We start from the raw sequence: 25,621 nt of genomic DNA on the forward strand, positions 1-25,621 counted from the left end.
GTCAATGTGGATGATCTTGCGGGTCGGTGGTTAGCTCAGAGCATCGCGAATTGCGTGGACAGCGGCGAGCGTTGTCCGCGTCCGCTCCACACTGAGAAACTCCGGCCAGCTTGAGAGGATAACGGTGGCGAACTCGCTGTCTGGATCGATGTAGATCAGTTGGCCGAAAACCCCCCGCGCCATGTAGGCGCGCCGCTCCTGGTCCTCGATCCAGAATTGGTTGTGATACCTTCCACGGGGCAGCGTCTCGCTGTAATTGTCTCCGAGCGGGTTGGACTTTCCGTATCGAATTTCTTCGATCCAGCGTGAAGGCACGACCTGGCGACCGCCGATGCTACCCTGTCCGAGGTGCAACAACGCGAAGCGCGCGTAGTCTCGCAACGTGGCGTTAAATCCGCCGTCGCCAAGGGCGTAGCCAGCGGGATCGACGGTAAAGTAGGCATCTTCCTCCGCGCCCATCGGCGACCACAGTTCGCGGCTGACGAGTTCGGACAGCGTCAGTCCGCTGACCGCCTGGAGAACGAAGGCAAGGACGTCGGTTTCGATCGAGCGATAGCGAAACGATGCCCCGTGCGGGCATTCAGCGTCCTTCAGGGTCAGGATCAACTCCCAAACAGTCTTCGGCCAGCTTGGCTGATGTCCGCCCTTCCAGCCGCTGGCGACGTCCAACTGCGCCATGTGTGAATCCATCGCAGTGTAGGTTTCGTCGAACACCACTCCACTGGTCATATCCAGAACATGCTGAACGGCAGCACCCCGGTACGCTGTGACTTCGAGATCGGGAAGGTACTGCGTGAGGGGTGCAGCCGGATCCAGATCTCCGCGCTCAATCAGAATGCCAGCGACTGTGCCGACGATGGATTTGGCTACAGATTGCGAGAGGTGCGGCGTCCGGGCGGTCATGCCATTGAGATAGCGCTCCGCTACAACTTTCCCACGATGCAGAACGAGAAGTGCGTCGGTGTACTGCGCTTCCATAAAGCTCGCGAGCGTTTGGCTTGTGCCGTCCAGCCTGAGCGCCAATTCATCAATATCCTGATGCGCGCTGGGCAGCGTTGTCGGCTCGCCCTGGCCGCGCCACACCTGCGCTGTGGGAACCATCGAGCGGACGTTCTGAAACGTCCAGCGGTTCCACGGTGCGCGATCCCAGTCGGCTCGTGGGACAAGAGCAGCGCCGGGCTGGGTTGGAGTGCGGAATGCCATCGCGGATTCAAAATTCATCTCAGCTTTCTTTCACAATGCTTTGAGAGTTCTAATCTTTGCGGCGCAAATAGGAGCCGCCAACGAACTCGCCGAACAAATTGCCCATTTCGCTCATCGTCGCGAAGTTGCGTTTTGCCTTGGGTCCCAGCTTTATCGCTACCGAGTCGATCATGAGGTTGAGAATAACGCCGAGGCTGGCTGTGGAGTCCCAGAAGGTCTTCACATGCGTGTGCCCCTCGAAGACGAGTGGCGTGTAGTTGAAGCCCCAATGACTGTAGCGGTCAGTGACAATGATCAGAGGTATCTCAAGCGCCTTGAGCTGGTCTGCCAGCTTTATGCCGCGGGCGGCATAGGCGGCAGTATCGATCAGGACGACCACGCTCTGTTTTGGATCGGCGGACAGCACCTCGCCAAAGGTGCCGGTCGTATTGTCTACGAAGAATACGCTGGGGCGTGCCCATAACAGGCGGCTGGAAAAATCCATTGCCAGCCCTTTAGAGGCCTGAAATCCAACGGCATAGACGTTGCGGGCCTTGGCAAGCAGCGTTGTAGCCTCGTCCCACTGTTCCGTCGCCGTCAGTCCATATGCCTTCACGATCGCGTCCAGTTCGAGTTTGAGGCTTTCCTGAAGCTCCTGCTGGCGGACGTTTCGCACCTGGAAGCGCGCCATGTAGTCGTCGGTATCGCCCTCTTTCTCGACGACGGAGCTGCGCATCCGATTCTTCAGGTCGCGGAGATTTTCGAAGCCAAGCGCTCTTACGAAACGTGTGACCGTCATCTCGCTCACGCCGACGGCACGCGCGATGGTGCTGCCCGTCTCGAAGGGTAATAACTGAATATTGTCGAGCATGTAGACGGCCAGACTCTGTTCCGAAGGCGAAAATTCCGTCATGCGTGTGCGAAGGATCGTTTCGATGTCGATCTTCTCCGCACCAGGGCCTTCGGTCGCGCTATCATTGTCGGCATCTGTCATTGTCATCGTTCCCGCATGTCGTCCGCAAAGATGGGGGGAATACCTTGCCCCCATATGCCTTCGTCGCAGTCCAGACACTCCTCTAGCTGGCGGGCGACCGCAAGCAACAGGTCTTCCCGACCGAACCGGGCGACCAACTGGCTGCCGATCGGCAAACCGCTGAAGGATTTGCCAGTCGGTAGCGAGATCGCCGGCTGACCAGTACCATTGAACAGGGCGGTGAATGTTTCCTTGGGTTCGAGGTCGGCGAATACACCGTTCGCATCCATCCCCTGCCGGGCTGGATCATAGGTCCCCACAACCTCGGGCAAGATGGCGCTCGTGGGAGTTAGGAGCAGATCGTACTGGTTGAAAAAGCGGCCAACGCGTCGGGTCACCTCGTCATAGGTCGCGAGTGCATCGATCAGTGCCGCACCGCTGATGGATGTTCCGTAGTTGTAAAGTGCAAGGACTGTATTGCCGACGGATCCGGGTTCGATTTTCCTGTTCATTTGGGCAGCAATGCCGGGAAGGCCTGATGCGCTGTCAGCAGCCCAGATGTTTTTCTGAGCCTCGAGAAACGCGGCATAGTCGAACTGCGGAGCAGCTTCTTCCACGTGGTGGCCAAGAGAGGACAGTAACAGCGCCGTCTTCGAAACAGCCTCGATGACTTCAGGATCACAAGCAGTTCCTGACCAGGATTCGGTGCAGAGCGCGATGCGTAGCCCCCTCGGTGGCCGTTGGATCGCTTCGCTGTAACTGCCCGTCGGACAGCAAATCTCATAGCCGTCTCCAGCGTCCGGGCCATGGCAAAGATCCAACAACAGCGCGGTGTCGCGAACCGTCTTGGTCAACATGAATGCTGTCGCGAGGCCGAGAAGGGGAGCATTTGCGCGCGGAGATCCAGTGATGCGTCCACGGGATGGCTTCAGTCCGATCAGGCCGCAAAAAGAGGCGGGATTTCGGATAGAACCGCCGCCGTCACTACCCTGCGCAAACGGTACAATACCAGCGGCAACGGCCGCCGCTGCACCACCGCTTGAGCCTGCAACTCCCCGCATGGGATCCCAGGGGTTGGTCGTGCTCCCGTAGAGCAGGGTTTCCGTCGTGGCGGGTACGCCGAACTCCGAGCTGGTGGTGCGGCCCACATTGATCAGACCAGCATTCCTGAGGCGCCGCCAGTAGACGGCGTCATGCATCGCCCTGTGACCCTTGGCAAGCTGGCTGCCGAACTCTGCAGGACGCCCGGCCTCGACGGGAAAGTCCTTCGTCAATGTCGGGATTCCGTGGAGCGGGCCGCTGCCGGATTTTTCGGGAAGACGTTCCATGGCATCAGCGTACAGCTCGACCACGGCGTTGATCTTCGGATTGACTGCAGCAACCGCGTCCGAAACGCATTGCCCCAGTTCTTTTGGAGTCACGTCGCCCTTTGCCAACAGTTGAGCGAGGCCGATCCCATCATGGGTTACGTATTCATCGAGGCGCATGGCCCATTCCTTGTTCTGCGAGAGGCTTGAGGCGCGTGACTGAGCCGACGAGTTCGCGGGTGTAATTATCTTGAGGCTTGTTCAGGACTTGCCGCGTTGGACCGCTCTCGACGATCCTGCCGCCCTTGAAAACGTAGACACGCTGACAAATGCTGTTCACGACGCCGAGATCGTGGGAAATATAAAGAAGGGCGAGCCTTCGCTCACGTTGAAGCCTGTCCAAAAGTTCGAGGATTTGCGCCTGCGTGGTCACGTCCAGCGCGGATGTGATTTCGTCGGCAATCAACAATTCCGGCTCCAGGGAGAGGGCCCTTGCCAAGCCGACACGCTGGCATTGGCCGCCGGAAAGTTGCCGAGGGCGACGCTCTCGCATTGCTTTCGGCAGTTCGACCATATCCAGCAGTTCGTCGGCGCGTGCCAGTGCTGTGCGTCGGTCCGAAAGTCCGTGCCGCCAAATAGGCTCGGCGACAGCATCCAGGACGGGCATTCGTGGATTTAGCGAGTCGTATGGATTTTGAAAGACCATCTGAACGCGTTGTTGAAACCGCAGGAGCTCCGCGCCGCGCAATCGATGCACATCGCTGCCTTCAAAGCGGATCGCGCCAACGCTCGGCTTGTTCTGCCTCACAATTGTCCGCGCAAGAGTACTTTTCCCCGAGCCGCTCTCGCCCACAATGCCAACGGTCTCTCCGGCTGCAATTTGCAGATCGACTTCGTTGAGCGCAAGGAAGGGTGTTCGTGATGCGGTGGAACCTAGAAAAGTGCCTCTTGCAATAAACGAGACGGAGAGCTTGTCGACGCTGATCAATGGGGCAGTCGCCAATCCTGTGGCGACTTGGTCGGACTTGCTCCAGCCGTCTGGCTGTGATGCGATTAGAAGCTGAGTGTAGGGATGTTGGGGGCGGCTGACAATTTCGGCGGTCGATCCCTGCTCGACGATTTCACCATTGCGCATGACGATCACGCGCGTGCATGTGTTGGCGACAGCGGCCAGATCGTGGGATATCAAGATGATCGAGAGGCCGAGGTTGGCGTTCAGATCGCGCAGCAGCTTGAGAATGCGTGCCTGGACGGTAACATCCAGTGCCGTTGTCGGCTCGTCGGCAATGAGCAGCTTCGGTCCGCAACCGATAGCCGCAGCGATCATGGCTCGCTGTTTCATGCCGCCGGAAAACTCGTGCGGATAAGACCGGGACTTTGCTGGTGCGTCGTGAATGCCCACGTCCTCAAGCAGTTGGATGGCCCGTTGCTCGGCCTCGCGCTTTGTGAGGCCCAGATGGCGCACCATCGGGGCCGCGACCTGCTGGCCAATGCGGCGAAGCGGGTCGAGGTGTGAGGCCGGGTTCTGGAAGATCATTCCGAGTTCGCGACCGCGAATTGAACACCAGTCAGGACCATTGAGGTCGAGGAGGCTCCGCCCCTCCAGCCGTACTGAGCCCTTTGCTGCCGCAGCACTCGGAAGGATCCCCATCAAAGCACGGCACGTGAGGGATTTACCGGATCCGCTTTCCCCAACGATACCGAGGATCTCGCCGGCATGGACACTGAACGACACGCCTTTTACAGCCTCCAGGGATCCGAAGGCGATGGAGAGACCTTCGACCTCCAGCAAGGGCGGAGATTTGCTTGCCATGTTCATGCCGCCACCTTTCGACGCTGCAATTGACCGAGACCGTCGCCGAGGAAGGCGAAACCAAGGCCAAGCGATATGGCCGCGAGACCTGGGAAGAGGCAGATCCACCACGCCTGCTGGATGAATGCCTGTCCATCGGCGATGATGACACCCCACTCTGCGAGCGGCGGCTGCGCGCCCATCCCCAGATAGCCAAAGCTCGCACCGGCCAGCATGACAAGCACGGCGTCACTCACGGCGTAGGCAATGACTGGTCCGATCGCGTTCGGCAGAACGTGCTGAAAAAGAATCGACCGCTTCGGATAGCCGAGGCACTCGGCAGCACGGACGTACTCGCTTTCGCGAACCGTGAGCACTTCCGCTCTGACCAGCCGCGCGTAGCTTACCCAGCCGACGATCGTTAGCGCGATGATGAAGTTGAGCAGGCCGGGCCCAAGTACGCCGACAATTGCCAGAACAAGAACGAAGAACGGAAAGGCAACGGTGAGGTCATAGACCCTCATAAAGACGCTATCGACCTTCCCTCCGAAATAGCCGCTGAGGAGGCCGATGATGGTCCCGATCACAAGCGGAGGCAGGACGCCAACAATGCAAAGAAACAGGTCGACGCGGGCGGCATGAATGACGCGAGAAAAAACGTCACGACCGACCTGGTCGGTGCCGAACCAATGATCTGCGTTGGGGGCAGCCAACATGCTGGTGATGTCGATCGCGTCCGGGTCATATGGCGCGATCACGGGAGCAGCCAGGGCGACGAGCAGCCAGCCGCCCAGAATGGCTATTGCCACCATCATCATCGGCGGCAATCGCAATGCAAATGCGTCGCCCCCAATGGAAGCGGGAGTATTCGACATTCTGGCTACCTCAGAGCTGGATGCGTGGATCGATCGAAACCGACACAAGATCGACCGCGAGCGTTACGACCACGGTGGAAAAGGCAAAGACGAGCGTCAGTCCCTGCACAACGTAGTAATCTCGACCAAGAAGCGCTCCCACCATAAGCGATCCAAGGCCTGGAATGGCGTAGACCGTTTCCACGATGATGGCTCCGCCGATCATGAAGGCGACCATGACGCCAAGCAGGTTGAGTGTCGGGAGAACGGCGTTGGGCAGGATGGTCTTCCAGAAAATCTCGCGCTCGCTTGCGCCTTGAGCACGCACCGCCGTTACGAAATCGGCCGTGGTCTTTTCGATCAACGCAGCGCGCAGGCTCTGGGTCAACACCGGAACGAGCCAGATCGCCGTCGACATCGCAGGCAGAAACATATGGTGCAGATGCTCGGTGAAGGTCTCACCGTAGCCAGAGACCGGGAACCACCCCAACGACACGCCAAAGAAGCGCGACATCATTATTCCCAGCCAGAACACTGGAATCGTCAAGCCAACAATACCGATGATCCGGATAGTCTGGTCGGCCGCGCCACCAGGCTTGCGGGCGCTCGTGATAGCCAATGCGATCGTCGGCGGAACAGCTAGGACGATGACGTATCCTGTGAGGAATAAAGTCGGCCACATGAACTGCAAAATCAGTTCGCTCACCGGGCGCTGAAACCGCAGCGACTGTCCGATATCACCACCAAGCAGATTGGTGATGTAGGTAAGGTACTGCTGCCAGAGGGGCTGGTCCAAGCCGTAGTGAGAACGAATTGCCGCAATGGTCTCGGGACTGGCGCGATCGCCTGCCAAGAGGCGGGCAGGATCGCCAGGTGCTAGGTGCAGCAACACAAACGTGACGACGCTGATACCCAACATCACGGCAAGGAGCTGCAGCATGCGCCGCGAAACGAGGGATAGAATGCTCAAGCTGGTTCTCCGGCGAGAGAGGATGGCGGCGGTGTAAACACGCCGCCATCTGGCCTCAGTTACTTGGCGACCGTCGTGTCTTCGAGGGTCCACTGGAGGGAAGGAGTAAGCTTGATCCCATCGAGATCCCTCGAATAGGCAACCGCGTTCGGAGCATAGAAGAGGGGGATCTGAGACACTTCTTCGGTCGTGATCCGCTGGATCTCCTTGTAGATCTCTCCTCGTTTCTGCGGGTCTGCTTCCTTGGTTCCCTGTTCGACGAGCTCGTCAACCTTTGGATTGGAATAGAAGGTGTTGTAGGAGTTGGAACCGCAGGTGCCGCAGACTGCCCACCGTACGGCCAGATCGGGATCGGGCGTCTCGTTGTACCACCAGTTCGCGGCCGCATCGTATTCGCCCTTGCCGGTGGCGTCCCACCAAGCGCCTGAGTCTACGTTCACGATGACTGGCTTCAGGCCGATCGCTTGCCACTGCGCCTGCAACAACAATGCCATCTGCTGCTCTGTCGCGCCTGATGTTGCGAGGATCTTCACCTCGTGCCCCGCCATCCCGGACTCCGCTAGCAACTCCTTTGCCTTGGCGGGATCAAAGGGGATGCCGGGGTGATCCTTGTCATGGAAATCGATGCTGCCGGGCAGGGTGGTGTTGGCCGGTTCTGCGTAACCACGAGTGATCGCCGTTGCCATGGCTTTGTTGTCGATCGCGTAGGCCGCAGCCTGCCTTGCCTTCATGTTCGAAAACGGTTCTCGCTTATGGTTGAGCAAGGTCATGTAGATGGTGGTCGAAGGCTCGAGCCGCATATCGATGTTGTCTGTCGCCTTCAGATCGTCGATCTGGGACCACGGCACCGCGCGCATCACTTCAGCTTCTCCGGCCTTCAGCATGGCTGCTCGCGTCTCAGGAGAGGCGACCTCTCTCAGCTCGACAGTCGCGTCCGACTTTGGATAGCCGCTGCGCCAGTAGTGCTCGTTCGGTTGCAGCACGAGTTTCTCGTTTGGCTTCCATTCCTTGACGGCATATGGGCCTGACGTGACTGGTGCGCTGCTGAAGGCCTTTTCTGCGCCTCGCGCCTCAACATCGACTTTGGAGACAATTCCCATATTCCAGATTTCAAGGTTGCCCAGGAATGGGGCGAAGGCCGACTTCAGTTTGATTACCACGGTCTTCGGATCTTTGGCGGTGATGGATGCCATTGCACCCAGCGGGGCCGGGTAGGCTGACTGCTTGTCGCTCTGTATGCGTGAGAGGCTGAAGACAACGTCGTCTGCCGTGATCGGAGTCCCGTTCGAGAACTGGGCGTCACGCAGATGGAACGTGTAAGTCTCGCCGTTCTCCGAAACTTCCCAGCTTTCCGCCAGCCCCGGTTCGAGCTCACCCGTGGTTGGATTGCGCTGCAGCAGGCGCGCATAGAGCTGACCATAGGTCTCGATGTTTCCCGCCGCGGCAGAGCGCATCGGGTCGAGTGCCGTCGTCTGGTAGGGCGAAACGATGCGGATCAGTTCTGAAGCCAAAACAGGCTGATTGGCGAGAACCGCAACGCTCAGAGAAAGGGTTGCCGCAATCAGCGAGAGTCTTGTCGATGTGCCCATGGTCGCGCCTCCCAACGCAATTCTGTTGTCCGTGGTCTGAGATGGAGGTTATGTTATAAAACGAACAAGTGTCAATAATTGGGGTGGAAATATATCATTTTGCGCTTGAACTCGATCAGCGGCATAGGTGCGCTACGTCACCGTTGCCAACATCCCGGCGGTTTCGCGCGAACGCATGACCGATTGGACGATTTGGTGTCGGTCGAATCTGGGGAGGCGCCCGCCGCCTGCGATGCTGGTAACCACTAAGCTCGTGAACCGGACCTCGCTTACAAACAAAGTCGAGACCTTGCTCGACACGAATTGCCTTCATCCGTAGAGCGTTTACATTTCGCGCAGCGCTCAAAAAGAATCACTCTGTGGCCTTGCTGACGTTCGTCTCGTGCAAGCGCCGAGGCAACGAGCATGGACATGGAAGAGGAACGCATCGAACGACGATTGGCAGCCATCTTGGCGGCCGATGTCGTCGGCTACAGCCGCCTCATGAGCACAAACGAGGTGGGAACACTGCTGGCGTTGAAGACGCACCGCAAGGAACTGATCGACGTCCAGGTCGCGGAGCATGGCGGGCGCATCGTCAAACTGATCGGCGATGGTATCCTCGTCGAGTTCCCCAGTGTGGTGAAGGCAGTCGAATGCGCGGCGAACATCCAGCGCGATATGCTCGTGCGCAATTCCCAGGTGCCGGAAGACCGACGTATCGAGTTTCGCATAGGCATCAACCTCGGGGACGTCATCCTTGACCAGGACGACATATACGGCGACGGCGTCAATGTCGCCGCGCGCATCGAAAGCATTGCCAGGCCCGGAGGGGTGTCGGTGTCCGCCATCGTGCGCGACAGCGTGCATGGACAACCCGACCTGCAGTTCGAGGATACCGGCGAGCAGAAGCTGAAGAACATCGATCGTCCGGTGCGCGTGTTCAACGTCTATTTCAGTGTTCCGTCCTCGCCGGACGCAACGGCGCGCGCGGCCGGACAAGAACCAGTATCTGCAGGTGTGGCATCCGGGAAGCCGTCGGTTGCGGTCCTGCCTTTCCTCAACATGAGCAACGATCCCGAGCAGGAGTTTTTCGCCGACGGCATCACCGAGGACGTCATCACCGACCTGTCGAAGATTTCCGCGCTCTTCGTGGTCGGCCGCAATTCGGTGTTCACCTACAAGGGAAAGGCGGTGAAGCTGCAGGAAGCTGCGCGAGAACTCGGCGTGAGATTCCTGCTTGAAGGCAGTGTGCGCAAGGCGGGTCAGCGGGTGAGGGTTACGGCGCAACTCATCGATGGCCGCGATGGCGGCCACCTGTGGGCTGACCGTTACGACCGCGACCTGACCGACATATTCGCGGTACAGGACGAAATCACGCACGCGATCGTAGACCAGCTCAAAGTCAAGCTCCTGCCGGTGGAGAAGGAGGCGATCGACGAAGCACCTACCCGCAATGTCGAGGCCTACACAGATTATCTGCGGGGCCGGCAATTGTTCCATGTCGGAACGAAGACTTCGCTTATCTTGGCACGAACAATGTTCGCGAGAGCGACCGAGCTCGATCCTCTCTATGCGCGGGCCTATGCCGGTCTGGCGGATTGTGATTCACGCCTAAAGTCAAAGCACGGTGGTACGGTTCCGGTCGAGGAGATACTCGCCACCCTGGACAAGGCATTGTCGATCAATCCGAATCTGGCGGAAGCCCACGCCGCGCGCGGCTTTGCCTTGATGGTAGCCGATCGGCGCGTCGATGCTCTGGCGAGTTTCGAGACTGCGCTCTCGCTCGATGACACCTGCCATGAGGCGCACTATCACTATGCCGACTACTGCGTCACAGGGAGCGATTTCGCGGGAGCAGCGCGACACTACATCCGGTGCCTGGAGCTCAAGCCGGATGACTATATTTCGCCTGCTCTGCTGTTGAACGTGCTGCGTACGCTTGGGCGAGAGCATGAGGCGAAGGAGTACGCGCGTCTCGGCATAAGGCGAGCCGAGGAGGCCCTGAGGCTGCATCCCGAAGATTCAAAACCGGCCCAAATGGGAGCGGCAGCACTGGCAACTCTGGGCGCGCGGGAGCAGGCACTGGAATGGCTGAGCCGGGCCTTGGCGATTGATCCCGATGACAACAGCGCTCGCTACAATGCCGCCTGCATCTATTCCCTGCTAGGTGAGATCGACAGGGCGATAGACCTACTGGAGATCTATCTGAGACAGGTTGGGCCCGACCTGAAACGATGGTTCAAGAACGATTCCGATCTCGACCCGATCCGGGGGCATCCTCGATACCAGACGCTGCTTGAGCTTGCCGCTCAGGGGAAGATGCCGGCTTGAGGGTCAGCGATCGCGCCGCCGAGAGTTGGGTGCCGTATAATCGGCGCTCTACCTGAGTAGTTTTATGTTGTGGCAAATGAAAAATCTGATTTACTGGCGCGGTGCTACTTGGCTTTCGGGGGATATTGCCGATGGTGTTTACCCGCAGGGATACTTTGCTTGGTGGTTTAGCGTTGCTCGGTACTGGGGCCGTCCAAAATCCAGCGTCCGCTGCGGCGGTTTCCTATTTTTCCGGCGCCACCATCGACAATGGCGTAACGTTCCGAAGCACCAATTTTGCAAAAATCGACAGGAAGTGGCACCGCCAGGTTGTCAAGTATTTCAGCAGTGAGCCTATTGGCACTGTCGTCGTCGATACCAAACACCATTTTCTCTATCTGATCATGGAGAACAAGACTGCCATCCGCTATGGCGTTGGTGTCGGCCGCGACGGCTTCAAATGGTATGGCCGCGCCACGATTGACCAGAAAGCGCTTTGGCCGCGCTGGACGCCGCCGCCGGAGATGCGTGAGCGCCACCCTGAACTGCCTGAATTCGTGGCAGGAGGCTCACCGAAGAATCCGCTTGGCCCGCGTGCCATGTATCTGTTGCGCGATGGTGTCGACACTGGCTATCGATTCCACGGCACGCTGGAGCCGGGCAGTATCGGCAAGGATGCTTCCAGTGGCTGCATCCGCATGTTCAACGAAGATGCCATCGATCTCTATCAGCGCTGCCCCATCGGCACTGCGGTCCAGGTTTTGCCGCACATTGCCGACCAGGCCGAAAGCGCCGCTCAGGTCAGCCAGGCAACCCCGGTCGAATGAGGAAAATCCGCGTGATGTCTACTTTGACCGGATACACGAGGCTACTTGCCTCTGCGGCCATGCTTTTGATCCTCGCCGCCTGCAACACCACCGATATTGCCGCAGTAGAAGAACCCGCTGTTGCGCCGATGACCGGACAAACCAACGATCCAGCGCCGGGCTTCGAGAATGTCTCGGCCGGCAGCAAAGAGGATTTTATCCTGAATGTCGGCCGTCGAACGTACTTTACTCAGGATTCAGCGGCGCTCGACGCCGTCGCCATGGCAACTCTGGACAAGCAGGCGATCTGGCTCAACAGCAACCCGCGTTGGCTGGTCAAGGTCCAGGGATTTGCCGATGATTCCGGCGCTGCGTCAAAGATGGTGACGCTATCTCAGAAGCGCGCCGATGCGGTGATGGCCTATCTTGTGTCGAAGGGCGTAGACCCCAACCGTATGTGGGCCAAGGGTTACGGCAACGATCGCGAGGTCCGGGATTGCACGGATCGCTCTTGCAAGGTGCAGAACCGGCGCGTTGTCTCCAATCTGCGCACAGAACGGGACACACTCTGATAGGTATGTCGCCAGTGCCCTTCGGACAATTGAGATGAACTGAGGATATGACCGCTTGGCCGAAAGCGGACAGCGTGGATCCTCCATCTGCAGATGTGCTCTCCGCGTCCGTACAGGCGCTGCGCAGACTAGGCGACCTAGGTTCTGCCTAGATCACGAACGCTGCCCGGGTGCCGTCTACGACGAACTGCACCGCAAGCGCTGCGAGGATGACGCCCAGGAGCCGCGTCAGGATCGCCCGACCAGTCACGCCAAGATAGCGGTCGACGCGCTCGGCGATCACCAGCGTGAGGTAGACGACGGCCACGCACAGCGCGATGACGCCGATCAGCGCGCCGCGGCCCACCGGTGAAGACAGCGATCCGGACAGAAGGATCGTCGCGGAAATGGCGCCGGGCCCGGCGATCAGCGGCAGGGCGAGCGGAAACACCGCGATGTTGCGGATGTGATCCTTGGTGATCGCCACCGCCGAGGTCTTCTCTTTCCGTTCCTGGCGGCGCTCGAAGACCATCTCGAAGGCGATGGTGAAGAGCAGAAGGCCGCCGGCAATGCGAAAGGCCGCGATGGATATGCCGAGCAGGCCGAGGATCCCGGCGCCGAAAACCGCAAATGTGGCGAGGATGGCGAAGGCGATGATCGATCCGCGCAGCGCGACCTGCTTGCGCTCGGCACGGTTCATCCCGACGGTCAGGCCGAGAAAGATCGGCGCGAGCCCTGGCGGGTCGAGCGTCACGAGCATGGTGGTGAGCGCATTGACGACCAATTCGTAATCGTACATCCGGCCATCCCCCTTGCCGATCTGACGCATTCTTCGATGCGCTTTCGACGTCATTGTTAGGGGAGAGACGCCCCCAAGTGAAGGGGGCGGCGATGCCGCTGTCGGGCGGTGCCATCAAATTGCGGCATTTGGCGGATTTCTGGCAAAAGACTGTTCAAAACCTTCTGCAAAATTGGCGTGGTTCAAGCCGTTAGGCTATAAAATCCCGACTGATTCTGAACAAAGATCGTGATCGAAATTGACAGAGCAAACGACCCCCGGCGGCAAGTCCCCTTCCGGCATTGAGCCCATTTCCATCACCGCGGAAATGCAGCGCTCCTATCTCGACTACGCCATGAGCGTCATCGTGAGCCGCGCGCTGCCCGATGTCCGGGACGGCTTGAAGCCAGTGCACCGGCGCATCCTCTTCAGCATGAGCGAGATGGGGATCGACTGGAACAAGAAATATGTGAAGTGCGCCCGCGTCACCGGTGACGTGATGGGTAAATACCATCCGCACGGGGACTCGGCGATCTACGATGCACTCGCTCGTCTGGCACAGGACTGGTCGCTTCGTCTGCCGCTGATCGACGGCCAGGGCAATTTCGGTTCCGTCGATGGCGATCCACCGGCCGCACAGCGCTACACCGAGTGCCGCCTCGAGAAGGCCGCGCACAGCCTCCTCGACGATCTCGACAAGGAAACGGTCAATTTTCGCGAAAACTACGACGGCACCCTGCAGGAACCGTCAGTGCTGCCGGCGAGATTTCCGAACCTGCTCGTCAACGGCGCGGGCGGTATCGCTGTCGGCATGGCGACGAACATCCCGCCACACAACCTTTCGGAAGTCATCAGCGGCTGCGTCGCGCTGATCGACAATCCGGCGATCGACTTGCTGGATCTGATGCAGATCATCCCTGGTCCGGATTTCCCGACCGGTGCGTTGATCCTCGGCCGAGCCGGCATCCGCCAAGCCTATGAGACCGGCCGTGGCTCGGTCATCATGCGTGGACGCGCCCACATCGAGCCGATGCGCGGCGACCGCGAACAGATCATCATCACCGAGGTTCCCTATCAGGTGAACAAGGCGACGATGATCGAGAAGATGGCCGAACTGGTGCGTGAAAAGCGCATCGAAGGCATCTCCGACCTGCGCGACGAATCCGACCGCGAAGGATACCGCGTCGTCATCGAACTGAAGCGCGACGCGAACGCCGAGGTCATCCTCAACCAGCTTTATCGCTATACTCCGCTGCAGACCTCCTTCGGCTGCAACATGGTGGCGCTGAACGGCGGCAAGCCGGAGCAGATGACGCTGCTCGACATGCTGCGCGCCTTCGTGTCCTTCCGCGAGGAGGTCGTCAGCCGCCGGACGAAGTATTTGCTGCGCAAGGCGCGGGACCGGGCCCACGTGTTGGTCGGCCTCGCCATTGCCGTTGCCAACATCGATGAGATCATCAACCTGATCCGCCACGCGCCCGATCCGCAGACAGCCCGCGAGCAGTTGATGGTTCGCCGCTGGCCGGCGATGGATGTCGAACCGCTGATCCGCCTGATCGACGATCCCCGCCACCGCATCAACGACGACCTGACCTACAATCTTTCCGAGGAGCAGGCCCGCGCCATCCTTGAATTGCGACTGGCGCGCTTGACCGCACTCGGTCGCGATGAAATCGCCGATGAACTGAACAAGATCGGCGAGGAAATTCGCGACTATCTTGACATCCTGGCTTCGCGCCTGCGCATCCAGGCGATCGTCAAGGACGAGATGATCGCGATCCGCGACGAGTTCGGCACGCCGCGCCGTACGGAGATCGCCGATTTCGGTCCCGACATGGACGATGAAGACCTGATCGCCCAGGAAGACATGGTGGTGACGGTGTCGCACCTTGGCTACGTCAAGCGTGTGCCGTTGACGACGTATCGGGCGCAGCGCCGCGGCGGCAAGGGTCGCTCCGGCATGGCAACGCGCGACGAGGATTTCGTCACGCGTCTCTTCGTCGCCAACACGCATACGCCGGTGCTGTTCTTCTCCTCGCGTGGCATCGTCTACAAGGAGAAGGTCTGGCGGTTGCCGATCGGAACGCCGCAGTCGAAGGGCAAGGCGCTGATCAACATGCTGCCGATCGAGCCGGGTGAGCGCATCACCACGATCATGCCGTTGCCCGAGGACGAAAGCACCTGGGAGAACCTGGACGTCATGTTCTCGACGACGCGCGGCACCGTGCGGCGCAACAAGCTTTCTGACTTCGTGCAGGTCAACCGCAACGGCAAGATCGCAATGAAGCTCGAGGAGGAGGGCGACGAGATTCTGTCCGTTGAAACCTGCACCGAGCAGGACGACGTGCTTCTGACGACCGCGCTCGGCCAGTGCATCCGTTTCCCGGTCGACGACGTGCGCGTCTTCGCCGGCCGCAACTCGGTCGGCGTGCGCGGCATCTCGATGGGGGCAGGGGATCGGATCATATCCATGACGATCGTCGGTCACGTCGATGCAGAGCCGTGGGAGCGTGCCGCCTATCTCAAGCGCTCGGCCGCCGACCGGCGGGCCGCCGGTGCCGAAGTGGAAGACATCGCCTTGGTTGGCGAGGAGGTCACGGAAGAAGGCCAACTCTCCGATGAACGCTACGAGGAACTGAAGGCACGCGAACAGTTCGTTCTGACCGTATCAGAGCGGGGCTTCGGCAAGCGCTCGTCGTCCTACGACTTCCGCACCTCGGGCCGCGGCGGCAAGGGCATCCGCGCCACCGACACGTCGAAGACCAACGAGATCGGCGAACTGGTCGCGGCCTTCCCGGTCGGCGAAGCGGACCAACTGATGCTCGTCTCGGACGGCGGCCAGTTGATCCGGGTGCCGGTCGACGGAATCCGTGTTGCCAGCCGCGCAACGAAGGGCGTCACGATCTTCTCCACCGCCAAGGATGAGAAGGTCGTTTCCGTGGAGCGCATCAACGAGCCCGATGGCGACGACGAGGCGAACGGCGAGGCCGCTTTGGATGGCGACAACGGCGCGACCGGCGCCGAGGAATGACTGCTCGCACCTGCGGATGCACGGACAAACAAAAGGCCGGGGGAAACCCGGCCTTTTGTTATTTCGGTTCCTAGAATCGTGGCGCTCAGGGGCGACCAAGGAAGCGGCTCGCCCGAGCTAGCTTTCGGTATCTGTGTCATTGCTTCTCGCTCGACCCACTCGACGCAGACGGCGTGGGGCAGTGGGCGCCTGGTACAGTTCATCGCGCAAGGCGGACATGGTGGCGGCGATCAGAAGAACGAACATCGTCATGCTGAGCAGAGCGAGTGCCATCGTCGTGTTCCTTCCAGTTGCTGAAACGACCTGTGATGACACGGCAATGGCGTCGCAACACCTTTTGTTCCATATCGTTACGGTCCGAGATCCGCCTAGCTCCAGCCGCCTCCCTGCGAACGCAACGCCGGGGACAGAGGCCCAACAATCTATTGCTTCTGGCGCCGCCGCGTGACACAACGCGGCAAACGGGAAAACGCCATGGCTGTTGCCTTCTATCCGGGTTCCTTTGACCCGATCACCAACGGACATCTCGACGTGCTGGTCCAGGCGCTCAACATTGCGCCGAAGGTCATCGTCGCGATCGGCATCCATCCGGGCAAGGTACCGCTGTTTTCTTTCGATGAGCGCGCCGACATGATCCGGCAGGCGATCGCCGAGACGCTGCCTGCGCGCGCAGGCGACGTTTCCGTCGTGGCCTTCGACAAGCTCGTCGTTGACGCTGCACGCGAGCACAAGGCGCATTTGCTGATCCGCGGCCTGCGCGACGGCACCGACCTCGACTACGAAATGCAGATGGCCGGCATGAACCAACAGATGGCCCCGGACGTTCAGACCGTATTCCTGCCCGCCGGCACGGCATCGCGGCCCATAACCGCCACATTGGTTCGCCAGATCGCCGGCATGGGCGGAGATGTCAGCGCCTTTGTTCCCAAGGTTGTTAATGCGGCACTGATAGCGCGCAAGCGACCCTGATAGTCACAACGAAATGGAGTGATCATGAAACTCTTGAAGATCGCGTTTGCGGGTGCCTTGCTTCTTGCGACCGCCACCGGCAGCGTCTGGGCGCAGGCGAAGGAATACCTGACGATCCAGTTGAAGGACGGCCCGGTCGTCATCGAATTGCGCCCCGATATCGCGCCGAAGCACGTGGAGCGCATGAAGGCGCTTGCGGCAGCCGGCGAATATGACAACGTCGCGTTCCACCGCGTGATCGACGGCTTCATGGCCCAGACCGGCGACGTGCAGTACGGCGACATGGAGAGCGGCTTCAACCCGGCCGCCGCCGGTACCGGCGGCTCCTCGCAGCCGGATCTTCCGGCCGAGTTCTCCGACGTGCCGTTCGAGCGCGGCACCGTCGGCATGGCGCGCGCGCAGGATCCCAATTCCGCCAACTCGCAGTTCTTCATCATGTTTGCGCCGGGCGACTTCCTCAACGGCCAGTACACCGTTGTTGGCAAGGTGGTGGAAGGCATGGAGAACGTCGACAAGATCAAGCGCGGGGACCAGGCCAACAATGGCTCCGTCACCGATCCCGACCGGATGATCAAGGTAACGGTTGGAAAATAAGCTCCAGAGACATTCCGCCCTCTTCGGAGCGCGGAATGCCTCCAACCTTTCGTATTCACGCAATTCCGAACGCAAGACCGCTGCGTCGCTTGCAGGAATTGCTCTAGAGCAAGGAGAAAGACCATGGCCGAGATCAAGGATCCGGAAAACACCATCATCATGGAAACCTCGAAGGGCAAGGTTGTGATCCAGCTGTTGCCGGACCTGGCGCCCGGTCACGTCGCCCGTATCAAGGAACTGACGCGCGAGGGCGCCTATGACGGCGTGGTCTTCCACCGCGTCATCGAGGACTTCATGGCGCAGACGGGTGACGTGCAATACGGCAAGACCGGCGGCAAGGACTTCAATCCGGCCCGCGCCGGCATGGGCGGCTCCGACAAGCCGGACCTGAAGGCCGAATTCTCCAACATGAGCCACGTGCGCGGCACCTGCTCGATGGCCCGCAGCCAGATGCCGAACTCGGCCAACTCCCAGTTCTTCATCTGCTTCACCGACTCGCCCTGGCTGAACAAGCAGTATTCCGTCTGGGGCCAGGTGATCGAGGGCATGGAGAACATCGACAAGATCAAGCGCGGCGAGCCCGTGCGCGATCCGGACACCATCATTTCGATGAAGGTCGCAGCCGACGCCTGATGTCGTCGTCGAACAAACGAACCCGCCCTGGCCCATCCGGCGCCGGGGCGGGTTTCCCTTTTTTGCGAAAATAGGTTATCGGCAGGACCAAACCCGGTACAAGAACGACAATGCGCATAGACCTGTTCGATTTCGAGCTCCCCGAGGAGCGCATCGCGCTGCGCCCGATAACGCCGCGCGAAGACGCGCGCCTGCTCGTCGTGCAACCGGAGCTTCCGTCGGCCTTCGCCGATCGTCATGTGGGCGACCTGCCGGATTTTCTCGAGGCGGGCGATGCGCTTGTCTTCAACGACACACGTGTCATTCCGGCCCAGCTCGAGGGCATTCGCCACCGGGACGGTGCCGGTTCCCAGCAGGTATCGGCGACCCTGCACATGCGCATCGCCACTGACCGCTGGAAGGCCTTCGCCAAGCCCGGCAAGCGCATCAAGGTCGGCGACCGCATCTCGTTCGGCCACGAGGGCAGGGTGTGCCTGCTCGGCTCGCTTGACGCGACCGTCGAGGAAAAGGGTGAGGGCGGCGAGGTTACGCTGCGCTTCGACTTCCACGGCCCCGTTCTGGATGAGGCGATCGCGACCGTCGGCCACATTCCGCTGCCGCCCTATATCGCCTCCAAGCGCGAGGACGACGAGGCCGACCGGCGCGATTACCAGACCATCTATGCCCGTGAGGAGGGTGCCGTCGCAGCCCCCACCGCCGGCCTGCACTTCACCGAGGCGCTGTTCGAAAAGCTGGACCGCAAGGGTGTGGAGCGCCATTTCGTTACGCTGCATGTCGGGGCGGGAACGTTCCTGCCGGTCAAGGCGGATGATACCGACGACCACGTCATGCACCAGGAACTCGGCTACGTGTCGAAACGCACCGCCGATGCGCTGAATGCGGTCAAGGCGAGGGGCGGGCGCATCGTCTGCGTCGGCACGACATCGTTGCGGCTGCTCGAAAGCGCAGCCTCCGAGGACGGCACGATCGAGCCCTGGACCGGCGCAACGGGGATCTTCATCACCCCCGGCTACCGCTTCCGCACGGCCGACATGCTGATCACCAACTTCCACCTGCCGAAGTCGACGCTGTTCATGCTCGTCTCGGCTTTCTCCGGCCTCGACACGATGCGCGCCGCCTATGGGCATGCCATCGACACCGGCTACCGCTTCTATTCTTACGGCGACGCCAGCCTGCTCTTCCGGAAAGATCCATGACCGAACGTTTTGAATTCAAGCTGCTTGCGACCGATGGCAAGGCACGGCGCGGCGAAGTCAGCATGCCGCGCGGCACGATCCGCACGCCCGCCTTCATGCCGGTTGGTACCGTCGGCACCGTCAAGGCGATGTACCTCGATCAGGTGCGCGAACTCGGCGCCGACATTATCCTCGGCAATACCTACCATCTGATGCTGCGCCCCGGTCCCGAGCGCGTCGCGCGACTGGGCGGCCTGCACAACCTGATCCGCTGGCCGTGGCCGATCCTGACGGATTCCGGCGGGTTCCAGGTCATGTCGCTGTCGGGTCTGCGCAAGCTCGACGAGAAGGGCGTCACCTTCAAGAGCCATGTGGACGGCTCGCTGCACCACATGTCGCCGGAGCGATCGATCGAAATCCAGGGGCTGCTCGACAGCGACATCCAGATGCAGCTCGACGAGTGTGTCCGCCTTCCGGCGGAACCGAAGGAAATCGAGCGGGCAATGGAGATGTCCTATCGCTGGGCCGAGCGCTGCAAGGTCGCCTTCGGCGACCAGCCGGGCAAGGCGATGTTCGGCATCGTCCAGGGCGGTGACATTCCCGAACTGCGTGTCCGCTCGGCGCAGGCGCTCGCCGGCCTCGATCTCAAGGGCTATGCGATCGGCGGCCTGGCCGTCGGCGAGCCGCAGGCGGTCATGCTCGACATGATCGACACGACCTGCCCGCATCTGCCAACCGAAAAGCCGCGCTATCTGATGGGGGTGGGGACGCCAGACGACATCCTCAAATCGGTCGCGCACGGCATCGATATGTTCGACTGCGTGATGCCGACCCGCTCAGGCCGCCACGGCCTTGCCTTTACCCGCAACGGCCGCATCAACATTCGCAATGCCCGCCATGCGGAAGACTTGCGACCGCTCGACGAGCAATCGAACTGCCCGGCGTCGCGGGACTACTCGCGTGCGTACCTGCATCATCTCGTGCGGGCGAACGAATCGCTCGGCGGAATGCTGCTCACCTGGAGCAACCTAGCTTACTACCAGGACCTGATGGCTGGCATTCGTGCGGCGATCGAGCAGGGGCGCTACGCCGACTTCATGGCGGAAACACAGGACACCTGGGCGCGCGGCGAAGCCGAGGCCAAGAAAGCGGCCTGAGACGCGTGCACGTCGCTGTTCCAAGCTGTCAGATGTCGGAGCCCGGACCCGACGGCTGCATGTAGACCCCGTTGATCTTGTAGCTGCCATCCGGCTGCCGGATCACCTGGTAGATCACCGTCCAGTCCTTGCCGTCGCTGCCGGTGATCAGCACTTCCTGCAACACCGTGCCGTCCGACACCTTGCTGCGGCCAAAGGCGAAGTTTCCGGGGCGGTACACCGGCCCGTAGCCGCGCTTGACCATGTCGAAGAATGAAGTTTCGTCGGGAAACTTCTCACGGATGGTCGGGGAGGCGAACGAGTAGGCCGCCTTGGCGTCGTCGTGCAGGAAGGCTTCGATCTGGCGCTCGATGACGGTCTGCGCCGAATCGACGGGTTCGCCCGCCAAAACAACAGGTGATGCGGGCATGGCCAAGAAAAATATCGCGACGGCTGCTGGAACGAACCTCATGGCAAACGCTCCGTTGCTCATTCTTCAAAGTAGACCAATTGCCTGCACTTAAAAGTGGGTGGCCGCTTCGAAGTTCGCGCAGAGGAATCGATAAAAGCGAATGATAACAAGAGTTTATTTTATCATTATAAACTAATTGACAGCCTTTCAATTGTTCGTGAGATCCCGATCTGACGTTCGTTTGCATAGTGGACGAGGCGAGGTTAGTCGGATCTCTGCAACCTGGCTTATTGTGTCGTGGGGCGAGGCGTCGGTCATCAAGACGACGCGTGTGTCCCGAGGGCGGTCACGATTGCATCGGCCTCCTTGCCGTACATTTCCTCGTAGTGATCGAAGGACTTGGCAAAATAACCGATACCCTGCGTCGCCGATCGCAGCGACCGTGCCAACTCGTCGAGCACGTTGCCCGGAACCAGCGCGCGAAACGTATCCCAACCCTTGGCGGCCTCGTCGCGGTCAAATCCTAGGACCTGCCCCTTTAGCGCCGAGACGATCTGAACCAGGCCGCCTGTGTAGATGGAGGGTATGTGGATCTCGACACGGAGGATCGGCTGCATCAGAACCGGTGACGCCTGAGACAATGCCTGGCGGACGCCCATCTTGCCGGCGGTCCGGAAGGCGTATTCCGAACTGTCGACCGTGTGATGTTGTCCGTCGGTGAGGGTCACCCCGACATCGATTACGCCGAAGCCCAGCGGGCCCTTCTCCATCGCTTCGCGGGCGCCGGATTCGACCGCTGGGATGAAATTCCGTGGCACGGCACCGCCTTTGACGACCTCCGCAAAGGAAAAGCCGTAGCCGCGCTCGTTCGGGTGGATGCTCAGCTTGACGTCGGCAAACTGCCCGGCACCGCCCGTCTGCTTGCGGTGGCGATAGTGCACGTCGGACGCCTTGGATACCGTCTCCCGGTAGACCGGATGCGGTGGCTGCTCGGTGACCGCGATGTGGAAAACGTCGTTCAATGCCTTGCTGACTTCGCGCAGGTGCAATGGTCCCTGCACGCTGACGAGATAGGCGCCAGATCCCTCTTCCTGGGTCACCAGAAGACCGCGATCGGCTTCTGCGAGCTTCGCCAGCGTGCCGGACAGCTTGGTTTCGTCGCGTTCGCTTTCGGGCACCAGGATGCGGTCGAGCATCGGCGACGGCGGCGCGGTCCAGTCGGGGGCTGCAAGCGCCGAATTGGCAGTGATGAGGGCAGGAACCGGCAGACGGTCCGATTTAACCGTCGCGAATACCTCGCTCGGGGCTGGCATGCCGTTGGCGAGCGGTCGGCCGGTGATCGGGTCCTGCAGGCTGCCCAGGGCGAACTCTCCCTGGGACGTTTGCTTCATTTCGTTCAAGGCGCGCGCCAGCACCGTCTTGCCGATGTTCTGCCGGTGGAAGGCATGAAAGGTCACCGCGGCAAGAACTCCGTCCGAGATGTCCGCCGCGCTCGCCAATCGGCCGCGAAGCGCATCGACGGGCGGCGCTTCATGACGCAACGCCTTCATGAGGCGCATGATTCCGTTGCTGTGGCTGGCCGCGCCGATAAAGACCGGGGTGATCTGGTTCTGCCTCAGAATGCGCGAGGCAATGGAGTAGATCGCCGCGCTGTCCGGCTGCCGGTCTTCAATCAACTCTTCCAGCAACCAGTCGTCGAACTCAGACAGTTGCTCGAGCAGTCCCGTGCGCGCTTCGTGCTCCTGTTCCGCCAAGTCCTGCGGGATCGCAACCAGAGACGACGTCTGGCCCTCGCGGTACCGCCAGGCGCGCTCCGAGATCAGGTCGACGGCGCCAACGATCGTTTCGCCCTCGCGAATGGGAATCTGCCGCAGAACCAGGGTGTGGCTTGCATAGTCCTGCAGCGCGGCGATCACGTCGCGAATTCGCCCGCGCGGCTCGTCTATGCGATTGATGAAGATGATGCAGGGCGTGCCGGAGGCTTCGATGAACCGGAGATAAGGTGCGGCAAGCACGGCCTCCTCTGGGGTCGGCGAGACGCACAGGATACAGGCGTCGCTTGCCAGAAGCGTCTGCTGTGCGTGCGCCAGCGATTCGATCGAGCCCGGCGCGTCGAGTGCGCACCAGAACTCGCCGCCGAACTCGAACTGGCAGAGGTTCAGGCCGTAAGGGGAGGTGGCTTTTCGCGCTGTTCCTTCCAACGCCGCCAGCTTGTCGACGAGCGTTGATTTCCCCGTCTGCGAAGGTCCCATTACGGCAAAGCAGCGCATCGGCATTCCTCCCATTGCCAGGATCCCAACACTCTCCTTTTTGCAGGATGACGCGAAGCCGCGCGAAGCGCCAGAGAGATATTGATATTTCTTGGTCGCCGGCGGGCGAGGACCAGACGCACGATGCGATCGCCTCGGCGTCTGCGCCGATGACGACGGCACCGCCAAGCTTGCCGCAAGGTCAAAAATCTGTCTGCGCGAAGGTCGATTTCATGGTCGCCGCTGCGCAATCCGTGCAATGCGCGAAACGGTTGCGGGCCCCGCCACCGCGGTGCGAACACGCCGTATTGAGAACGGTAAGGCGCTGCTGGCGAGGCGCATTTTCCACTCGATGTATGCAAAATTAACCTTTTGTTAACCATGAATCGCCTAGTTATTGGGAACCAAAAATTAACAAAGATCCCCAAAGTGTTAACAGAACCTCGCTCGATCCGCATCAAGGGCCGATCCTTCCTGGCGCTTATGCTTTCACCGGAACTGCCGCTCGATGACTGGCTTACCCGGCTTGACGATCTTGCCGCACGATCGGCGGGATTCTTCCTGGAAAGGCCGATCGTGCTCGACGTCGCCGAGCTCGATATCGACCGATCGCAGTTGAAGGAACTGCTCGCCGCGCTTGCAGATCGCAATGTGCGGGTCATGGGGATTGAGGGCGGACGGCCGTCGCTGTTCGAGCCAGGGATGCCACCAGCCATGCGGGGAGGGCGTCCAGCGCCCGAAATCGAGGTTCCCGTCGTCGAGCCGGTCGCGGACACGTCTAAGGCGCCGATTGCACCCCAGGAGGCTGCACAGATCGTCAAGGCGCCCGCGTCGATGATCATCCGGGAGCCGGTGCGTTCCGGCCAATCGGTGATCTTTCCGGAGGGCGACGTCACGATCGTTGGATCGGTCGCATCCGGTGCGGAAGTCATTGCGGGCGGATCCGTCCACATCTACGGCACCCTCAGGGGTAGGGCGCTGGCGGGCTCGGTGGGCAACGCGGGCGCGCGCATTTTCTGCCGCAAGCTTGAGGCGGAACTGCTGGCGATCGACGGCGTCTACAAGACCGCGGACGACATGGCGCCAAACCTTCGGGGACAGGCGGTGCAGCTCTGGCTCGAGGGCGATTCGATTATGGCAGAGAGACTAAACTGAGCCGGCTGCCGGCCAGCAACAGGAGCGGAAGATGGCGAAAGTAATCGTGGTTACGTCCGGTAAGGGGGGAGTCGGCAAGACGACTTCAAGTGCCGCTCTCGGAGCAGCGCTGGCCCAGCGCAACGAGAAGACCGTCGTAGTGGATTTCGACGTCGGCCTGCGCAATCTGGACCTCGTGATGGGGGCCGAGCGCCGGGTGGTCTATGACCTGGTGAATGTGATACAGGGCGAGGCAAAGCTGCCGCAGGCCCTGATACGTGACAAGCGTCTCGACACGCTGTTCATGTTGGCGGCGTCGCAGACCCGCGACAAGGACAGCCTGACCGCGGAGGGCGTCGAGCGGGTCATCAACGACCTGAAGCGGCACTTCGACTGGATCATCTGCGATAGCCCGGCCGGCATCGAGCGGGGCGCGACGCTCGCCATGCGCCATGCGGATGTGGCCGTCGTGGTGACCAACCCGGAAGTTTCGTCGGTCCGCGATTCCGACCGTATCATCGGCCTCCTCGACGCCAAGACCGAGAAGGCCGAACGCGGGGAGCGGATGGAGAAGCATCTGCTGCTCACCCGCTACGACGCCGCCCGCGCCGATCGCGGCGACATGTTGAAGGTCGACGATGTCCTTGAAATCCTGTCGATCCCGCTGCTCGGCATCATTCCGGAAAGCATGGACGTCTTGAAAGCGTCCAACATCGGCGCTCCGGTCACGCTGGCTGACAGCCGCAGCGCTCCGGCGATCGCCTATCTCGATGCGGCCCGCCGGCTTGCCGGCGAGACTGTGCCGATGAGCCTTCCGGGCGAGAAGCGCAGTCTTTTGGGCAAAATATTCGGGCGGAGGGCGGCATGAGCATTTTCCGTTTCTTCAGCAAGCAAAGCTCTGCTCCGACGGCACGCGATCGTCTGCAGGTGCTTCTGGCGCATGAGCGGGCATCGGTCGGTCAAACGGATCTGATCGCCGTTCTCAGGGAAGAGATCCTCGCGGTCATCGCCAAGCATGTCGAGATCGACGACGAACGGGTGAGCGTCAAGATGGATCGCGGCGAGCACGTCACCACGCTCGAAGTCGACATCGAAATTCCGATCACCGTGACTGTCCGCGCGGCGTGAAGGCTGCCGCCGGCAAGTTTGACGATACTCCGGAAACCACATCCATCAGACAAGCGCTCTCGATAT

Annotated in this window: 22 protein-coding genes; 12 read left to right on the forward strand and 10 right to left on the reverse strand. The window is 60.7% G+C overall.

Translation table 11 applies throughout. The features are described 5' to 3' along the window. Positions 1–30: 30 nt before the first annotated feature. The 7 genes from AC1DDS_RS16785 to AC1DDS_RS16815 all read right to left on the reverse strand — a co-directional run bounded on the left by AC1DDS_RS16785 (position 31) and on the right by AC1DDS_RS16815 (position 8,667). Positions 31–1,221 (reverse strand): serine hydrolase domain-containing protein, encoded by a 1,191-nt coding sequence (locus tag AC1DDS_RS16785; RefSeq protein WP_477479943.1) that lies wholly within the window; start codon positions 1,219–1,221, stop codon positions 31–33. Positions 1,222–1,252: 31 nt separating this feature from the next. Beyond that, positions 1,253–2,176 (reverse strand): MurR/RpiR family transcriptional regulator, encoded by a 924-nt coding sequence (locus AC1DDS_RS16790; RefSeq protein ID WP_477479944.1) that lies wholly within the window; start codon positions 2,174–2,176, stop codon positions 1,253–1,255. A 2-nt stretch (positions 2,177–2,178) separates the two neighbouring features. Beyond that, complete coding sequence (locus AC1DDS_RS16795; RefSeq protein WP_477479945.1) at positions 2,179–3,642, reverse strand: amidase; 1,464 nt, start codon at positions 3,640–3,642, stop codon at positions 2,179–2,181. Continuing rightward, entirely contained in the window at positions 3,629–5,281 is a 1,653-nt protein-coding gene (locus tag AC1DDS_RS16800) for a dipeptide ABC transporter ATP-binding protein (RefSeq protein WP_477479946.1), read from the reverse strand. Before AC1DDS_RS16800 ends, AC1DDS_RS16795 begins: the two co-directional genes overlap by 14 nt. Then, on the reverse strand, positions 5,278–6,072 hold the full coding sequence (locus tag AC1DDS_RS16805) for an ABC transporter permease (RefSeq protein WP_477480161.1): 795 nt from the start codon (positions 6,070–6,072) through the stop codon (positions 5,278–5,280). Before AC1DDS_RS16805 ends, AC1DDS_RS16800 begins: the two co-directional genes overlap by 4 nt. 67 nt (positions 6,073–6,139) lie before the next feature. Continuing rightward, positions 6,140–7,078 carry an ABC transporter permease gene (locus AC1DDS_RS16810; protein WP_477479947.1) on the reverse strand — a complete coding sequence of 313 codons (939 nt, stop codon included), beginning with the start codon at positions 7,076–7,078 and terminating at the stop codon, positions 6,140–6,142. Positions 7,079–7,137: 59 nt separating this feature from the next. Beyond that, positions 7,138–8,667 carry an ABC transporter substrate-binding protein gene (locus AC1DDS_RS16815; protein ID WP_477479948.1) on the reverse strand — a complete coding sequence of 510 codons (1,530 nt, stop codon included), beginning with the start codon at positions 8,665–8,667 and terminating at the stop codon, positions 7,138–7,140. A 411-nt stretch (positions 8,668–9,078) separates the two neighbouring features. On the opposite strand from AC1DDS_RS16815, the gene AC1DDS_RS16820 reads away from it, so the two are divergent. The 3 genes from AC1DDS_RS16820 to AC1DDS_RS16830 all read left to right on the forward strand — a co-directional run bounded on the left by AC1DDS_RS16820 (position 9,079) and on the right by AC1DDS_RS16830 (position 12,337). Continuing rightward, the gene (locus tag AC1DDS_RS16820) at positions 9,079–10,980 is read left to right on the forward strand and encodes a TPR end-of-group domain-containing protein (protein WP_477480162.1); all 1,902 of its coding nucleotides are present in this window, start codon (positions 9,079–9,081) and stop codon (positions 10,978–10,980) included. A gap of 131 nt (positions 10,981–11,111) precedes the next feature. Then, positions 11,112–11,786 carry a L,D-transpeptidase gene (locus AC1DDS_RS16825; RefSeq protein WP_477479949.1) on the forward strand — a complete coding sequence of 225 codons (675 nt, stop codon included), beginning with the start codon at positions 11,112–11,114 and terminating at the stop codon, positions 11,784–11,786. Further along, positions 11,783–12,337, forward strand: a complete 555-nt coding sequence (locus AC1DDS_RS16830; protein ID WP_477479950.1) for an OmpA family protein — start codon at positions 11,783–11,785, stop codon at positions 12,335–12,337. Before AC1DDS_RS16825 ends, AC1DDS_RS16830 begins: the two co-directional genes overlap by 4 nt. A 148-nt stretch (positions 12,338–12,485) precedes the next feature. Here AC1DDS_RS16830 and AC1DDS_RS16835 read toward each other — a convergent pair whose 3' ends face one another. After that, positions 12,486–13,115 carry a MarC family protein gene (locus AC1DDS_RS16835; RefSeq protein ID WP_477479951.1) on the reverse strand — a complete coding sequence of 210 codons (630 nt, stop codon included), beginning with the start codon at positions 13,113–13,115 and terminating at the stop codon, positions 12,486–12,488. A gap of 238 nt (positions 13,116–13,353) precedes the next feature. On the opposite strand from AC1DDS_RS16835, the gene gyrA reads away from it, so the two are divergent. The 6 genes from gyrA (at position 13,354) to tgt (ending at position 20,653) form a co-directional block, all read left to right on the forward strand. Then, a complete protein-coding gene (gyrA, locus tag AC1DDS_RS16840; protein WP_477479952.1) occupies positions 13,354–16,125 on the forward strand; it encodes a DNA gyrase subunit A in 2,772 nt (923 codons plus the stop codon). A gap of 474 nt (positions 16,126–16,599) precedes the next feature. After that, entirely contained in the window at positions 16,600–17,094 is a 495-nt protein-coding gene (gene coaD, locus AC1DDS_RS16845; RefSeq protein ID WP_477479953.1) for a pantetheine-phosphate adenylyltransferase, read from the forward strand. A gap of 24 nt (positions 17,095–17,118) precedes the next feature. Then, the gene (locus tag AC1DDS_RS16850; protein WP_310420384.1) at positions 17,119–17,688 is read left to right on the forward strand and encodes a peptidylprolyl isomerase; all 570 of its coding nucleotides are present in this window, start codon (positions 17,119–17,121) and stop codon (positions 17,686–17,688) included. A 123-nt stretch (positions 17,689–17,811) separates the two neighbouring features. Continuing rightward, complete coding sequence (locus AC1DDS_RS16855; RefSeq protein WP_310420382.1) at positions 17,812–18,321, forward strand: peptidylprolyl isomerase; 510 nt, start codon at positions 17,812–17,814, stop codon at positions 18,319–18,321. Positions 18,322–18,431: 110 nt separating this feature from the next. Then, positions 18,432–19,517 (forward strand): tRNA preQ1(34) S-adenosylmethionine ribosyltransferase-isomerase QueA, encoded by a 1,086-nt coding sequence (gene queA / locus AC1DDS_RS16860; protein ID WP_477479954.1) that lies wholly within the window; start codon positions 18,432–18,434, stop codon positions 19,515–19,517. Next, a complete protein-coding gene (tgt, locus tag AC1DDS_RS16865) occupies positions 19,514–20,653 on the forward strand; it encodes a tRNA guanosine(34) transglycosylase Tgt (protein ID WP_477479955.1) in 1,140 nt (379 codons plus the stop codon). Before queA ends, tgt begins: the two co-directional genes overlap by 4 nt. A gap of 28 nt (positions 20,654–20,681) precedes the next feature. On the opposite strand, the gene AC1DDS_RS16870 is transcribed toward tgt, so the two are convergent. After that, entirely contained in the window at positions 20,682–21,104 is a 423-nt protein-coding gene (locus tag AC1DDS_RS16870; RefSeq protein ID WP_477479956.1) for a DUF4864 domain-containing protein, read from the reverse strand. A 257-nt stretch (positions 21,105–21,361) separates the two neighbouring features. Beyond that, complete coding sequence (locus tag AC1DDS_RS16875; RefSeq protein WP_477479957.1) at positions 21,362–23,314, reverse strand: elongation factor G; 1,953 nt, start codon at positions 23,312–23,314, stop codon at positions 21,362–21,364. A gap of 360 nt (positions 23,315–23,674) precedes the next feature. On the opposite strand from AC1DDS_RS16875, the gene minC reads away from it, so the two are divergent. From minC to minE, 3 genes are read left to right on the forward strand one after another with little or no spacing between them, the layout of a single operon-like run. Then, positions 23,675–24,448, forward strand: a complete 774-nt coding sequence (gene minC / locus AC1DDS_RS16880) for a septum site-determining protein MinC (RefSeq protein ID WP_477479958.1) — start codon at positions 23,675–23,677, stop codon at positions 24,446–24,448. Positions 24,449–24,479: 31 nt separating this feature from the next. Continuing rightward, positions 24,480–25,295 (forward strand): septum site-determining protein MinD, encoded by an 816-nt coding sequence (minD, locus tag AC1DDS_RS16885; RefSeq protein ID WP_310420372.1) that lies wholly within the window; start codon positions 24,480–24,482, stop codon positions 25,293–25,295. Next, positions 25,292–25,555 (forward strand): cell division topological specificity factor MinE, encoded by a 264-nt coding sequence (gene minE, locus AC1DDS_RS16890; RefSeq protein ID WP_310420370.1) that lies wholly within the window; start codon positions 25,292–25,294, stop codon positions 25,553–25,555. The genes minD and minE overlap by 4 nt, the downstream gene beginning before the upstream one ends. The last annotated feature ends 66 nt before the right edge of the window (positions 25,556–25,621 follow it).

The sequence above is a fragment of the Mycoplana sp. 10N416 genome (assembly GCF_056394765.1).